The sequence below is a fragment of the Pseudocitrobacter corydidari genome (genome assembly GCF_021172065.1).
GTDB classification, from domain to species: domain Bacteria; phylum Pseudomonadota; class Gammaproteobacteria; order Enterobacterales; family Enterobacteriaceae; genus Pseudocitrobacter; species Pseudocitrobacter corydidari.
The window spans coordinates 3658578-3673216 of sequence record NZ_CP087880.1 but is presented as its reverse complement, the minus strand read 5'-3'; the positions used below and the strand labels follow the sequence as shown (position 1 = coordinate 3673216).

Sequence of the window (14639 nt, the reverse complement as noted above, 5' to 3'; positions counted from 1 at the left end):
ACGATTCTTGTTGAAATTCTAAAAACCTCCGTACTTCCCTTCACGGGCGCTACGCCAGGTTTTGAACATCAGGCGATATGTCTTGTACCTCTATATTGAGACACTGAAACAGAGACTGGATGCCATTAATCAACTGCGTGTGGATCGCGCGCTTGCTGCCATGGGACCTGCGTTCCAACAGGTTTACAGTCTGCTGCCGACATTATTACATTATCATCACCCACTAATGCCGGGTTACCTCGACGGTAACGTTCCCAAAGGCATTTGCCTCTACACGCCTGATGAAACCCAACGCCACTACCTCGACGAACTTGAACTGCACCGTGGTATGCCGCCGCAGGTCTCGCCAAAAGGCGAGCTGCCGATAACCGGCGTCTACTCAATGGGCAGCACCTCGTCCGTGGGGCAAAGCTGCTCTTCTGACCTCGATATCTGGGTTTGTCACCAGTCCTGGCTCGATAACGACGAACGTCAACTTCTGCAACGCAAATGCAGCCTGCTGGAAAGCTGGGCTGCCTCGCTGGGCGTGGAAGTCAGCTTCTTCCTGATCGACGAAAACCGCTTCCGTCATAACGAAAGCGGCAGCCTGGGCGGCGAAGACTGCGGCTCCACGCAGCACATCTTGCTGCTGGATGAATTTTATCGCACCGCCGTGCGCCTCGCGGGGAAACGTATTCTATGGAATATGGTGCCGTGCGAAGAAGAAGAGCATTACGACGACTACGTCATGACGCTTTACGCGCAGGGCGTGCTGACGCCGAACGAGTGGCTCGACCTTGGCGGGTTGAGTTCGCTGTCGGCGGAAGAGTACTTTGGCGCCAGCCTGTGGCAGCTGTATAAGAGTATCGACTCACCCTACAAAGCGGTGCTGAAAACCCTGCTGCTGGAAGCCTACTCCTGGGAATACCCCAATACGCGCCTGCTGGCGAAAGATATCAAACAGCGCCTGCACGATGGCGAGATCGTCTCCTTCGGTCTCGATTCCTACTGCATGATGCTGGAACGCGTTACCGACTACCTCAAAGCGATTGACGATGAGACGCGTCTTGACCTTGTACGCCGCTGCTTCTATCTGAAAGTGTGCGAAAAGCTGAGCCGCGAACGTGCGTGCGTCGGCTGGCGTCGTGAAGTGGTCAGCCAACTGGTGAAAGAGTGGGGTTGGGACGAAGCGCGTCTCGCCAAACTGGATAACCGGGCGAACTGGAAAATCGATCAGGTGCGCGAGGCGCACAACGAATTGCTCGACGCGATGATGCAGAGCTACCGTAACCTGATCCGCTTCGCGCGTCGCAACAACCTGAGCGTCTCCGCCAGCCCGCAGGATATCGGTGTACTGACCCGTAAACTGTACGCGGCGTTTGAAGCGCTGCCGGGTAAAGTGACGCTGGTTAACCCGCAGATTTCACCGGATCTCTCCGAGCCTAACCTGACCTTCATCCACGTGCCGCCGGGCCGTGCCAACCGTACCGGTTGGTATCTCTATAACCGCGCGCCAAATATGGAAGCTATCGTCAGCCATCAGCCACTGGAATATAACCGCTATCTTAATAAGCTGGTGGCGTGGGCCTGGTTTAACGGCCTGCTGACCTCACGCACCCGCCTGTTTATTAAAGGCAACGGTATTGTCGACCTGGCAAAATTGCAGGAGATGGTGGCGGATGTTTCCCATCACTTCCCGCTGCGTCTGCCTGCACCGACGCCAAAAGCGCTCTACAGCCCGTGCGAAATTCGCCATCTGGCGATTATCGTCAACCTCGAATATGACCCGACGGCGGCTTTCCGCAATCAGGTCGTCCATTTCGACTTCCGTAAGCTCGACGTCTTCAGCTTTGGTGAAGAGCAAAACTGTCTCGTCGGCAGCGTTGACCTGCTGTATCGCAACTCGTGGAACGAGGTGCGTACGCTGCACTTCAACGGCGAGCAGGCGATGATTGAAGCGCTGAAAACGATTCTCGGCAAAATGCACCAGGACGCTGCTCCGCCGGATAGCGTGGATGTGTTCTGCTACAGCCAGCATTTACGCGGCCTGATTCGTACCCGCGTCCAGCAGCTGGTGTCGGAATGTATCGACCTGCGCCTTTCCAGCACGCGCCAGGAAACCGGGCGTTTCAAAGCGCTGCGCGTATCCGGCCAGACCTGGGGCCTGTTCTTTGAACGCCTGAACGTGTCGGTGCAGAAACTGGAAAACGCCATCGAATTCTACGGCGCTATCTCGCACAACAAACTGCATGGTTTGTCGGTGCAGGTGGAAACCAACCACGTCAAACTGCCGCAGGTGGTGGACGGCTTTGCCAGCGAAGGGATCATTCAGTTCTTCTTTGAAGATTCCGGCGAAGAGCAGGGCTTTAACATCTATATTCTGGATGAAACCAACCGCGCGGAAGTGTATCACCACTGTGAAGGCAGCAAAGAGGAGCTGGTGCGCGACGTCAGCCGCTTCTACTCGTCTTCGCACGATCGCTTTACCTACGGCTCAAGCTTTATCAACTTCAACCTGCCGCAGTTCTACCAGATTGTGAAAGTGGATGGCCGCGCGCAGGTTATTCCTTACCGCAGCCAGGCGATTGGCACGATCCCGCCGAGTAACCAGGATAACGACACGCCGCTGTTGCAGCAGTATTTTTCGTAATACCGGATAGCAATACCTGTCGGTTTTCCCGCCATGCACTTCACGCAGACTTCATTTTTCCGCATTAATGTCACTCTCTGAAACGGGTCAGGGGGGGAGAATAATGCGTAACGGTTTCGGCGGTGACGCGCTATGCGCGATTCTGCTTTTTATTGTCGCAGGGTGGGTCAGAATCGTTGTTGCCGCTGTGAGCTCGCTTGCCGGATGGCGACGCTAGCGCGTCTTATTCGGCCTACTGATCGCATTTGTAGGCTGGATAAGGCGTAGCCGCCATCCGGCAACAAACCTCAGCGGAAGCTCACCGCTTCACCCGCCTGCTGCGTCGCGGCCTGTTCCAGTAAATCCCAGAAGGTTTCACCGCTGCGATCGCAAATCCATTCGCCGCCTTTCATGTCAAAATGGTAGCCGCCCTGTTTGGTTGCCAGCCATACCTGGTGCAGCGGCTCCTGGCGGTTGATAATGATTTTACTGCCGTTCTCAAAGGTAATGGTCAGCACGCCGCCGTTGATTTCACAGTCGATATCGCTGTCACCATCCCAGTCGTCAAGGCGCTCTTCGATGGTCATCCACAGGGTGTCGGCAAGGCGATGAAATTCACTGTCGTTCATTGTTGTATCCTGTTTTTAAGTGATGGCGGCAGTATAGCGGCATGGGGTCAGGGCTTCAAAGTTTGCTCAATGTCTGGTGTTTTGCGGCACTCTTCCTCCGTCTTCAAGATGATGATGTCATCATTGGATGAAAACATGTTCTGATCCAGATTACGTGTCCTGGCCGGACAGGGCGATGCGGTTCGATAAAGTTGGCTACCTATCCAGGTATAAACATAGCGATTGTCATAAGCGAAACGTTCGGTGGTCTTCAGTGGTCCATCAATGGCAAAAATTTGAATATCGTCGCGTAATCGGGAAGATCGCATAAAGTAGCCATGGTCTTTCCCGGCGTTAATTCGTTGTTTCAGGAAAGGTGCAGAAGAGTCGAGCGTTATGATTTCCAGGGTGTCTTCACCAAAAGGAGACAATTTCGCAATGTACAGATGATTTTTGTACTGCGCGACACGATCGGTGATGGGATGAAATGCTTTTGGGTCAATATCGGGGAGTTTCTCCCATTGACTCCATTCCTGGTCTGTAGAGCGAAGCTTACGCCAGCTAACATCGGTTTCGCCGACGAGAAAAGAGCTTTCGCCATCAGAGTATTGAGCAATGTTAACGGATGAGTTATAGGGGATTCCCGTTGGAATAAACGCACCATCCTCAAGAAGTCTGCCGTCCAACTCTCCACTACGGTAGTCTGCCCAGTAGCCATAACCTGAATGTTCGGTTTTCCATTTCACCCGCACGGCTTTGGTATTGGGTGTTGGGTAGCGCCACAGCTGTGAGCCATCGAATGCGTAAACATAACGATCGTCGTGTGCATACCATTTCTTGTAATGGGGGCTATCGCCAAGGTGAGCCTCATGCTCATCGGGAACACGATAATCCATCAGGATAAGCGGCCCGGAAGACTCGAATACCTGGAGACCATCTTCTTCTTCACCATTAGCTTGTAATTTGGTCAGTAAATAGCCGTGAGTTCTTCCCGCGTTAAAGCGTTTATCTATCACCAAACCAGGATTATCCAGCGTGACGATATCCAGCCTATTTTCGCCAAATTCCGTTTTTTTGAAGGTGAACAGCTTGTCCTGATACTGAGCAACGGTATTACTAAGAGGGTGAAATTGTTCTGGATCGAGGCCGGGTAGGACTTCTTGCTGGCATTCTGGCCCTTTACGCCATGAAACGTAGTGTTCCTGTAAATTGAACGCTGCGCAGCTATTTGCCCTATCTTGGTCCAGATTTCCCTGATTCAGCACCTTCCGGTGCAGGCCGCTTTTATCTCGCCAGCTCAATAGCGAACCGGGCATCCAGCGCACGACAGCGAATGTCTCCGGGTCGGCATCAAGCTGTTCGCCGTTGATCATAATTTCCGTGTGTGTACGGGCTAATGTATCCCAGGGGCCGAACGGCACAGCAACGCAGGGGTTAAAAGCGGTGGAAAACTTTCCTCGCCGATCCCAGGGCTTTTGCGCCAGCACGCGGAAACTATCGGGGTCAGCGAGGCGATGACCATTGACATACAAGAAGTTAGCGTCACGTAATATCAGTCCGAGAAAGTCAGGTTTCCAGGGTAAATGGAATTTCACCTGATGCAGCGTTTTAATATCTAAACTATTTTCTCCGCCATAGTCATCGGTGCGCTTGCCTTCGAAATAGAGACTGTGTTTATCCGCGGCAAAATCACCCCATGCCTTGAACGAGGCGACATCGACGGGAGGTTTGTCTGGCGGGTTTTGCACTACTTCACCCGCGTAGAGGATATAGCGACCATCGCTATGCCAGGAATAATGAGGATACCAGGCCTGTGCGCCCTCATAGAGGTAGTCGGTTGTCAAATCAGTCAGAGGCGGTTCTTTATCCCATTCGTCTAGTGTTGCCGGGTCTATTAATAAATTGGGTAACCGACGCAATCTCTTGTAATTCACGCCAGGTAGAGAAAGATTTGTTTCCTGATAAGGGCGCAGGTACACCACGCCTTTGCCTTGTTTCTGGTAAATATTATGCTCAGGCGCGGAAAGCCGACATCCCCATGCCGATGATAAGAACAACGAACAAGACAACAAACAAACCACATTGCGATAGTGCATAAAGCCATCCTGGCGCGAGGTGTTGATCATGAAACTACCCGTAAAAAATAATGACCCATTTTACGGCGTGCGGTGGCACTCTGATGCTTCGGTCTTAATGACTATGCCATCATCCTGCTCAACGGTTTGCTCCGGACATGGCGACTCAGTTCTGGCAGGACGCTGGCCCCGCCAGGTATATACATAGCGATCGTCCCAGGCGAAACTCTCAGCCATGGTGAGTGGACCGTGGGTGGCAATCACATGAACATCCTGCACCCACGTTCTGTCCTTGATAATATAAATGTGCTTTTTCCCACCATTGAAGACGTGATCAACCACTAAATCAGGGGTATCCAGGGTGATAACGTTAAGCTGGTCTTCGCCAACTGGCGACAGTTTGACGATATACAGACGATCCTGATACTGCGCGATGCGGTCAGTAATCAGATGGAACTGTTCCGGATCAACATTGGGAATATCCTGCCAGGCCCCCCATATGACATCCCACGAGAGTTGTGTGGGCCAGGCGTCATCCCGCGCGAGTTGCCTGCGCCAGCGGACGGTTTTTTCACCGATTTCAAACGAATTCGCATCATCGGTCGTTGCCATTTTTCCTGCCGGGTTGCCATAGGCGTAACGGTGCTCACCATGTTTGTCGCGGTAGACCAATAATGAATTGGGGATCCATCGAATGATGTGAAAGGTGTCAGCATCAACGTCTGCAATGCGCTGACCATTGAGAAACACATCCTGGCGATGACGAATAAGCAGGTCGCGGGAGGTAGCCCCTTCATTGCGTGGGCGGAACCGCTCGATATCCCCCCACAATTTACTTTGTAGTACGCTGAAATCGTCGCTACTGGCCTGCCTGCGTCCCAATAAATAAAGGTTATGTCGGTCAACCAGCGTGCTGCTGTTATCTTCGATAGCTTTTAGGGTTGCCAGGTCCACCTTCGAAGCGCCGCTATTGCTTTCGGTGCGCTGACCGTCAAAATAGAGACTGTATTTATCGACGGCGAAGCGGCCCAGAGCCTTAAAGCTGGCAACATCGACCGTTGGCGTACCGGGAGGATTACTCACGATTTTCCCTCGCCAGAGAATGACGTGACCGTTCGTTATCCAGTGGTACTCCTCTTTAATTGTGGTGACTTCATCTTCGATAATATATCGTTCCTGCTCGCCAGAGATATTTTCCACAGGGTACAAATCGCGGCTGTTAATTCCCGTAAACTTGGCAATGATTTTCTTTTGTCCCCCGAAGTTTGAACCGTAAACCAGGGCACCCTGGCTAGAGTAGTATTCGTACCCTTCAGCCTGGACGGCCGGAATTGCCACCGTGTACCCCAGCAGGATGAGCGCCAGTGAGATACTTTTTTTCATCACTTTCATTTTTTAGCCTCATCGCGCGGAGTGGGTATAAACTCGCCATCACCGTTAATTTTGCCATCGAGTTGATCGTTCACGACGCGCACGGCTCGGGGATCTGCGGTGTGATAGCGCCAGAGCTGCATGCCATCGAAGCGATAAACATATTTGTCGTCGCGGGCTAACCATTTTTGGATATAAGGGTTGCTGCTACCCTGATGCGCTTCCCGTTCGCTGGGGATGTGGTTATCAAATAAAATGAGTGGCCCGGCGGATTCAAACACCTGTAAACCAGAATCCCCAAACTCGTCTCCCTTTCTTGTGAGCAAGTAACCGTGACGCTTCCCGGCGTTGAAGCGTTTATTAATAATCAGTTTCGGGTCATCAAGCGTAACAATATTCAGCTTGAGCTCGTCGAATGGCGTTGTTTCGATGACGTACAGCTTGTCCTGATACTGCGCGACAGCATCGCTAATTGGGTGAAACTGTTCAGGATCGAGGCCGGGAATCTCTTCTTGTTGGCATTCTGCTCCCTTACCCGGGAAGCTACTACGCCAGGTGACGCGGTGTTCCTTTACATTGAAACTACCGCAGCTATATTCCTCATTGCTGTCCAGGGCATATTGATCCAGTACCTTTCGGTGAAAGCCGTTTTTATCTCGCCAGCTTATTAATGCTTCAGGTATCCAGCGCACAACGGTGAAGGTATCCGGGTCGGCATCCAGTTGTTCGCCGTTGAGCATAATCTTCGTCTGTGTACGAGCCAGCGTATCCCAGGGGCCGAATGGTTTGCGAATGCAGCTAAACTTCATGGAAAATTTTCCGTGCTTATCCCAGGACTTTTGCGCCAGCACGCGGAAACTATTGGTCTCAGCAATACGATGCCCGTTGATATACAGGAAGTTAGCATCACGCAATATCAGCCCGAGGACGTCAGGTTCCCATGGCGGCGGTAAATTCATCTGATGCAGTGTTTTGCTATCTAAAGGCTTGTCACCACCATTGTCATCCGTGCGTTCGCCTCTGAAATAGAGGCTATTTTTATCAGCGGCAAAATCGCCCCAAGCCTTGAATGACGTGACGTCAACCGGCGGTGTACCCGCAGGATTTTGCACTATCTTGCCAGCGTAAATAATATAGCGACCATCGCTATGCCAGGAGTAATGAGGATACCAGGCATTTGCGCCCCTCACATCATAATCAGTAGACAGATCGGTTAACGGCGGTATTTCCTCCCAATCTTCCAGTGTCGCTGGGTCAATTAACAAATTCGCCAACCGACGCAGGCGCTTGTAATTCACGTTCGGTAGCGAAAGATTGGTGTTTTGATTAGGGCGCAGGTACACCACGCCTTTTCCCTGTTGCTGATACTCATTGGGATCCACAGATGAAAGCTTACATCCCCAGGCAGGCGATAAGAACAATGAACAAGCCAACAAACAAACCACATTGCGATAGTGCATAAAGCCATCCTGGCGCGAGGTGTTGATCACGAAACTACCAGCAGAACATAAATCTCCGCACGTAAGCGTAACTTTCGCGGCAAATCGTCACTTTTCAGAATCCATAAAGGCCATCGCTATTTTCTGATAGCCGCTGGGGTAAACGTGATGTTTTCATCGTTGCGGCGATACACACCTTCGTGGGTAACCAAATCAAAATCGTCGTTGATATAGGCTTCTGTGGGTACCGCTGATTTGTAGCGCCACATCCTACCGTTCAGGAAGGCATAGATATAACGTGAGTCATGGCTGAAATAGGTGGAATTTTCGCCATCTGATTCTTTTATCGGCACCATTTTGTCAACGGTGTGCACAGTCTGAATGGCGCCATAGCTAACAACGTAAGCCCGATTATCACTGGCAACGTTGATGCCATATTCCAGGGAGATGTCTGCGTCGGCAATTGAGACGATTTTCAGGTGCTGGTCCAGTAGCTCAGTGTCCTCGACGATATAAACACGATCCCGGTACTGCGCCATGGTACGAGTGATCACGTTAAAATGTTCCGGGTTGACGTCAGGAAGGGTTTCAATGCGGCAATCATTGCCACGCGGCGAAGGCGCGCGGGTACGCCACGTAACGCTACCCAGTTGTCGCGTAAAAATAGTGTTGCAGCTCCGGCCAAATAAATGCTGCTTTTCTCCGTTTTTATCGCGATAAATAAGCCGCGAGCCGGGCATCCAGCGCACGACCTGGAAGGTATCAGGATCGGCTGGAATGGGAGCGCCATTAAGAAAAACTTGCCGGGTATTGCGTATCAGCGTATCCCACGGCCCGGCGTTGGTGGCAGATTCGCAAGAACTATAATCAATGAGCGAACCACGTTGATCCCACGATTTTAGCCCTAAAAGCGCAAAGCCCGTGGCATCCCCAATGCGGCGACCGTGATAATAGAGACTGTGCCTGTCTTTCACGACGTCACTGGCATCGCCTCTTGCATTTTTGCCGCCGATCTCTTCCAGCGTTGCCATATCAACAGGGCTTTGCCGGGGATTATCGTCAGTGCGTTCACCATCATAATAGAGACTGTATTTATCGGCAGCAAACCGCCCCCATGCATGAAAACTGGTGGCATCAACAGCCGGTGTATTGGGAGGATTACGCACGATTTTTCCCGCCCACAAAATATGCCGACCGTCCGTCATCCAGTTGAAATACCAGCCTGCATATTCCCGGTACGACAGCATAATGTCATCAACCAAACCATCTCTGCGTTCCGAGTCCGGTTTTGCCTGGTTCGGAACAGGGCGTAACCGATGAAAAGGCACGTCAGGTAATTGCGAGACATAACGGGCAACCACTGTTTTTTCAAGGTCACGGTCATAGTCCACCGTTGCATAGGCGCTGCCTTTGCCCACTTTGCGGTATTCAAACGAGGTTCCTCCGCGCCCGGAGCAGGCCAGCGCGTTGGCGGATAGCAGTAAAACTATCCCTGCGGATAATAGGGTTCTCTTCAACATAAAATCATCCTTGATTGCGCTGTGCTGGCTGCCACTGTTTGTTGATGGGATCGTATTGCTCTTCAATTGCATCCATCTTTTTGCGCGTCGCGTCATCATCAGGATTTACGCTGCCCGGCGCAGGCAACAGGTAACGAAAAAGCTGGTCCCCCGGTTCGAAGGCGTAAACGTAGCGATCATCGTGGGCGTAGATATAGCCATAGTAGGGTAGCTTTTTTCCCATCACGGTTAACCTGCTGAAAGTGGCGACCTCCCACAGCGCATCGTGGGCGATAAAATAGCCGTGATGCTTGCCACCATTGATGCGTTTATCTATAACCAGTTGCGGGTCATCCAGAGCGATAGTGGTAAGTTGCTGGTCCTGGGCTGCGGAAGCTTTCACCTGCCAGAACCACCCTGGCGATGAAGCCATGGAGGCTTTGACCCGGTAGAAATGTTCGGGATCAACGCCCGTCAGCGTCTCAACCTGACAGTTCTTATACTCACTGACAGGGCGTCGACGCCATGTCACCTGGCGGGACTGAATATCAAAAATAACGCTACAATCTTGTTCTTCGTTGCCGATGGGATAATGGTGCTCGCCATGTTTATCGCGATAAATCAATAAGGTTCCCGGTAGCCAACGTACAATCTTGAAGGTTCTGGTATCAGCGGCGATAGGTTTACCGTTCACGAAAATATGTTCTGCGGTGTGGACAATAAAATCTACTCCCCTGCGGGTGCGTAACGGATTCGCTTCCCGCGTGTCATTGCTGCTCCAGCTTTTCTGGCCCAGTACGCGAAAGCCCTCTGCGTGACCAATCCAGCGGCCTTCGTAATAGAGATTACGCTTATCTTTCAGCAGATCCTCGACATCCGTTTCGGTCAGCGTTGCCATATCGACGAGTTTAAAATCGTGATTCGTATCGGTACGTTTGCCGTCAAACCAGAGGCTGTCTTTATCTGCCGCAAATCTACCGAAGGCGCGAAAACTGGCGACGTCAGGGTTATCCATTTTTTTCCCGGCCCAGAGGATCTGTTTTCCATCAGTGAGCCAGGCGTAATGGTTATTACAGGATGAGATTACTCCGCTGAAGCTTTCCCGGCAGGCGCGGGTGTCGGTATTGATTGTGGTAAGCGCCGTGGACTCTTCGGATTGTGAGAGATCCCGGATGCGCTGCAATTTGGGAAAATCGACGTCCGTTATCCGGGAAAGTATCTCAGGAGATTTAGCTTCGGTAACGTAAAGCGTTACCTCCCCTTGTTGCTGATAGTTGAGTTTCTCTGCAAAAGCTGTGGGGGCTATAAGCGGCAGGAGTAAGACCGCGAGGTTGACACCGCGTGATGGTAATAACAGATTGCGATAGTGCATAAAGCCATCCTGGCGAGGTACATGACCCACAAAACCCCTAGTAAACCCTATTTCTCCACCTGAATACGTTACAATCATGACAATCCGCTGCTTTTCGGATTCCATAAAGAGGTGCTAAACGCTTGCTTTTACGCCTTCTCCTGCGATGATAGAAAGCAGAAAGTCTTGAACTACAGGTACCCTGGAATGAAGAACATTTTCCGACCGCTGGCCGTGTTGGCTGTGCTGTTTAGCCTTACCGGTTGCGGCCTTAAAGGCCCGCTCTATTTCCCACCGGCTGATAAAACGGCGCCGACGCCAACCAAGCCCGTGGATAGCCAGATCCAAACGGATTCGCCGGATCGTAACGATCGCGGTGATGACGGCGGCCCGACGCAAGTCAACTATTGATATCACCGTTCTGTTCCGCGTAACTGGAGTAGATAATGCAGTTCTCTAAAATGCATGGCCTTGGCAACGATTTTATGGTCGTCGACGCGGTGACGCAGAATGTGTTTTTCTCGCCGGAATTGATTCGTCGTCTGGCGGACAGGCATCTGGGCGTCGGCTTCGACCAACTGCTGGTCGTCGAGCCGCCCTACGATCCCGATCTCGATTTCCACTATCGCATCTTTAATGCCGACGGCAGCGAAGTGTCGCAGTGTGGCAACGGGGCGCGCTGCTTTGCGCGTTTCGTGCGTCTGAAAGGCCTGACCAATAAACGTGATATTCGCGTCAGTACCGCCAACGGGCGTATGGTATTAAGCGTGACGGACGACGATCTGGTTCGCGTGAATATGGGCGAGCCGAATTTCGAGCCTTCGCAGGTGCCGTTCCGCGCCAACAAAGCGGAAAAGACCTATATTATGCGAGCGGCCGAGCAGACAGTATTGTGCGGCGTGGTCTCGATGGGTAACCCGCACTGCGTGATTCAGGTCGATGATGTTGAAACGGCGGCGGTTGAGTCGCTGGGCCCGGTGATGGAAAGCCACGATCGCTTTCCGGAACGCGCCAATATCGGTTTTATGCAGGTGGTTAAACGCGATCACATCCGTTTGCGCGTCTATGAGCGCGGCGCGGGTGAGACGCAGGCTTGCGGCAGCGGCGCTTGTGCGGCGGTGGCTGTGGGTATCCAGCAGGGGCTACTGGACGAAGAGGTTCGCGTGGAGTTACCGGGCGGACGTCTGGATATCGCCTGGAGAGGCCCGGGTCAACCGTTGTATATGACTGGCCCGGCGGCACACGTCTATGACGGATTTATTCACTTATGAAACAAGTCGGGGAAGAACAGCAGGAAGCATTAAGCGCGCTCGACGATCGCGCCGTCGTGGATTATCTGTTGCAACATCCTGAATTCTTTATACGTAATGCCGCGGTCGTGGAACAGATGCGTGTTCCACACCCGGTGCGCGGTACCGTGTCGCTGGTTGAGTGGCACATGGCGCGCGCGCGTAATCATATTCATACGCTTGAAGAGAACATGTCGCTGCTGATGGAGCAGGCCACGGCCAACGAAGGGCTGTTCTACCGTTTGCTGCATCTGCAAAATCGCCTGGCGAGCGCGGAAAGTCTTGACGATTTGCTGCTGCGTTTTCATCGCTGGGCGCGCGATCTGGGCCTTGCGGGCGCGTCGATTCGTCTCTTTGCCGATCGCTGGCGTCTGGGCGCGCCGTCGAAATACACCCAACTGGTGCTGTCACGCCAGGCGTTTGAACCGCTGCGTATTCAGCGTCTTGGTCAGGAGCGCCACTATCTGGGCACGTTGAACGGCCCTGAATTGCTGGTGGTGCTGCCAGAAGCGAAAGCCGTTGGCTCGGTGGCGATGTCGATGATGGGCAGCGATGCTGACCTCGGCGTGATTCTGTTCACCAGCCGCGATGCGCATCACTATGAAGCCGGGCAGGGTACGCAGCTTCTGCAGGAAGTGGCATTGATGTTGCCAGGTCTGCTGGAGCGCTGGATTGAGCGCGCATGAATGACGAACTTCTCTCTGCGGCAGTAACGCGTTTTCTGCGTTATCTGGGCGTCGAGCGCCAGCTTAGCCCGATTACGCTCCTCAATTATCAGCGTCAGCTTGATGCCATCATTGAACTGGCCCAGCAGATGGGCCTGAAGCGCTGGCAACAATGTGATGCTGCCATGGTGCGCAGCTTTGCCACCCGCAGTCGCCGAAAAGGGCTGGGGGCGGCCAGCCTGGCGTTACGCTTATCGGCGTTGCGCAGCTTTTTTGACTGGATGGTGAGCCAGGGCGAGCTGCCCGCGAATCCGGCAAAAGGGATCTCCGCACCAAAAGCGCCGCGTCATCTGCCGAAAAATATCGACGTCGATGACGTCAATCGCCTGCTGGATATCGATATTAACGATCCGCTGGCGGTACGCGACCGCGCGATGCTCGAAGTGATGTACGGCGCCGGTCTGCGTCTTTCTGAACTGGTGAACCTGGATATCAAACACCTCGACCTCGACACCGGGGAGGTGTGGGTGATGGGCAAGGGCAGCAAAGAGCGCCGCCTGCCCATTGGCCGCAACGCGGTGGCGTGGATTGAGCACTGGCTCGATTTACGTGGGCTGTTTGGTAGCGACGATGACGCGCTGTTTCTTTCCAAACTGGGGAAACGTATCTCGGCGCGTAACGTCCAAAAACGGTTTGCCGAGTGGGGCATCAAGCAGGGGCTGAACAGCCACGTGCATCCGCACAAGCTGCGCCACTCCTTTGCGACCCACATGCTGGAGTCGAGCGGCGATCTGCGCGGTGTGCAGGAGCTTTTGGGGCACGCCAATCTCTCGACCACCCAAATCTATACCCATCTCGATTTTCAACACCTCGCCTCGGTGTACGATGCCGCGCATCCACGCGCTAAACGGGGGAAATAATGCGTTTTTACCGACCACTGGGCCACATCGCCGCACTGACGTTTGACCTGGACGACACCCTTTACGACAACCATCCGGTGATTGATCGCACCCAGCAGGAATCGCTGGCGTTTGTGCGCAGCTATCATCCGGCGCTGTGCAATTTTGAAAACCGCGATTTACAGCAACTGCGCGACGCGCTGCGCAAAGCGGAGCCGGAAATTTATCACGATGTCACCGAATGGCGTCGCCGCGCGCTGGAACTGGGCATGCTCAACGCGGGCTTAACCGCGCAGGAAGCGGCGATTGGCGCAAATGCGGCGATGGCCAATTTCGCCCAATGGCGCAGCCGAATTGATGTTCCGCAGGAAACCCACGATACGCTGGCACAGCTTGCGGAAAAATGGCCGCTGGTGGCGATCACCAATGGTAATGCCCAGCCAGAATTATTCGGCCTGAACGACTATTTTAAGTTTGTGCTGCGCGCCGGGCCGGATGGGCGCTCGAAGCCGTTTGCCGATATGTATCATCTGGCCGCTGAAAAGCTGGATGTGCCGCTTAGCGCCATTCTGCACGTGGGCGATGACCTGACGACGGACGTCGCGGGCGCGATTCGCAGCGGCTTGCAGGCATGCTGGATCAAACCACAAGACGCCGACCTGATGCAGGTGGCTGATAGCCGTTTACTGCCGCATATCGAAATTTCCCGGTTGGCATCGCTGACCTCGCTGATATAATCCTCAATAGTTCTGTATAAAATTCCAGGGTTTTGGCGGATGGCGCTACGCTTATCCGCCCTACGGTAACGTAGACCCGGTAAGCGAAGCGCCACCGG

Annotated in this window: 12 protein-coding genes; 6 read left to right on the top strand and 6 right to left on the bottom strand. The window is 53.1% G+C overall.

Translation table 11 applies throughout. The annotated features are described in order from the left end of the window. Positions 1-82 precede the first annotated feature (82 nt). Positions 83-2629: a class I adenylate cyclase gene (gene cyaA, locus G163CM_RS17050; protein WP_231825715.1), complete on the top strand. Its 2547-nt coding sequence runs from the start codon at positions 83-85 to the stop codon at positions 2627-2629. 287 nt (positions 2630-2916) lie between these two features. On the opposite strand, the gene cyaY is transcribed toward cyaA, so the two are convergent. The 6 genes from cyaY to G163CM_RS17020 form a co-directional block, all read right to left on the bottom strand. Continuing rightward, a complete protein-coding gene (gene cyaY / locus G163CM_RS17045) occupies positions 2917-3237 on the bottom strand; it encodes an iron donor protein CyaY (RefSeq protein ID WP_231825714.1) in 321 nt (106 codons plus the stop codon). A 47-nt stretch (positions 3238-3284) separates the two neighbouring features. Then, positions 3285-5312 (bottom strand): hypothetical protein, encoded by a 2028-nt coding sequence (locus G163CM_RS17040; protein ID WP_231828392.1) that lies wholly within the window; start codon positions 5310-5312, stop codon positions 3285-3287. A 60-nt stretch (positions 5313-5372) separates the two neighbouring features. Beyond that, on the bottom strand, positions 5373-6683 hold the full coding sequence (locus G163CM_RS17035; RefSeq protein ID WP_338050178.1) for a DKNYY domain-containing protein: 1311 nt from the start codon (positions 6681-6683) through the stop codon (positions 5373-5375). Next, positions 6680-8122 carry a DKNYY family protein gene (locus G163CM_RS17030; RefSeq protein WP_231825712.1) on the bottom strand — a complete coding sequence of 481 codons (1443 nt, stop codon included), beginning with the start codon at positions 8120-8122 and terminating at the stop codon, positions 6680-6682. Before G163CM_RS17030 ends, G163CM_RS17035 begins: the two co-directional genes overlap by 4 nt. Positions 8123-8238: 116 nt before the next feature. Further along, positions 8239-9621: a hypothetical protein gene (locus G163CM_RS17025; protein WP_231825711.1), complete on the bottom strand. Its 1383-nt coding sequence runs from the start codon at positions 9619-9621 to the stop codon at positions 8239-8241. Between the two features lie 4 nt (positions 9622-9625). Next, the gene (locus tag G163CM_RS17020) at positions 9626-10972 is read right to left on the bottom strand and encodes a hypothetical protein (protein WP_231825710.1); all 1347 of its coding nucleotides are present in this window, start codon (positions 10970-10972) and stop codon (positions 9626-9628) included. A 186-nt stretch (positions 10973-11158) separates the two neighbouring features. Here G163CM_RS17020 and lptM point away from each other — a divergent pair, with 186 nt between their 5' ends. From lptM to yigB, 5 genes are read left to right on the top strand one after another with little or no spacing between them, the layout of a single operon-like run. Next, the gene (gene lptM / locus G163CM_RS17015) at positions 11159-11362 is read left to right on the top strand and encodes an LPS translocon maturation chaperone LptM (RefSeq protein WP_015966433.1); all 204 of its coding nucleotides are present in this window, start codon (positions 11159-11161) and stop codon (positions 11360-11362) included. Positions 11363-11397: 35 nt separating this feature from the next. Further along, the gene (gene dapF, locus G163CM_RS17010; RefSeq protein WP_015966432.1) at positions 11398-12222 is read left to right on the top strand and encodes a diaminopimelate epimerase; all 825 of its coding nucleotides are present in this window, start codon (positions 11398-11400) and stop codon (positions 12220-12222) included. Next, complete coding sequence (locus G163CM_RS17005; RefSeq protein WP_015966431.1) at positions 12219-12926, top strand: DUF484 domain-containing protein; 708 nt, start codon at positions 12219-12221, stop codon at positions 12924-12926. Before dapF ends, G163CM_RS17005 begins: the two co-directional genes overlap by 4 nt. After that, a complete protein-coding gene (gene xerC, locus G163CM_RS17000) occupies positions 12923-13825 on the top strand; it encodes a tyrosine recombinase XerC (RefSeq protein ID WP_149464884.1) in 903 nt (300 codons plus the stop codon). The genes G163CM_RS17005 and xerC overlap by 4 nt, the downstream gene beginning before the upstream one ends. Next, positions 13825-14541: a 5-amino-6-(5-phospho-D-ribitylamino)uracil phosphatase YigB gene (gene yigB, locus G163CM_RS16995; protein WP_015966429.1), complete on the top strand. Its 717-nt coding sequence runs from the start codon at positions 13825-13827 to the stop codon at positions 14539-14541. Before xerC ends, yigB begins: the two co-directional genes overlap by 1 nt. The last annotated feature ends 98 nt before the right edge of the window (positions 14542-14639 follow it).

Coding starts and splice junctions, on each gene's coding strand:
- cyaY (WP_231825714.1), bottom strand. CDS start 3,237: ATGAACGACAGTGAATTTCATCGCCTTGCCGACACCCTGTGGATGACC.
- G163CM_RS17040 (WP_231828392.1), bottom strand. CDS start 5,312: ATGCACTATCGCAATGTGGTTTGTTTGTTGTCTTGTTCGTTGTTCTTA.
- G163CM_RS17035 (WP_338050178.1), bottom strand. CDS start 6,683: ATGAAAGTGATGAAAAAAAGTATCTCACTGGCGCTCATCCTGCTGGGG.
- G163CM_RS17030 (WP_231825712.1), bottom strand. CDS start 8,122: ATGCACTATCGCAATGTGGTTTGTTTGTTGGCTTGTTCATTGTTCTTA.
- G163CM_RS17025 (WP_231825711.1), bottom strand. CDS start 9,621: ATGTTGAAGAGAACCCTATTATCCGCAGGGATAGTTTTACTGCTATCC.
- G163CM_RS17020 (WP_231825710.1), bottom strand. CDS start 10,972: ATGCACTATCGCAATCTGTTATTACCATCACGCGGTGTCAACCTCGCG.
- lptM (WP_015966433.1), top strand. CDS start 11,159: ATGAAGAACATTTTCCGACCGCTGGCCGTGTTGGCTGTGCTGTTTAGC.
- dapF (WP_015966432.1), top strand. CDS start 11,398: ATGCAGTTCTCTAAAATGCATGGCCTTGGCAACGATTTTATGGTCGTC.
- G163CM_RS17005 (WP_015966431.1), top strand. CDS start 12,219: ATGAAACAAGTCGGGGAAGAACAGCAGGAAGCATTAAGCGCGCTCGAC.
- xerC (WP_149464884.1), top strand. CDS start 12,923: ATGAATGACGAACTTCTCTCTGCGGCAGTAACGCGTTTTCTGCGTTAT.
- yigB (WP_015966429.1), top strand. CDS start 13,825: ATGCGTTTTTACCGACCACTGGGCCACATCGCCGCACTGACGTTTGAC.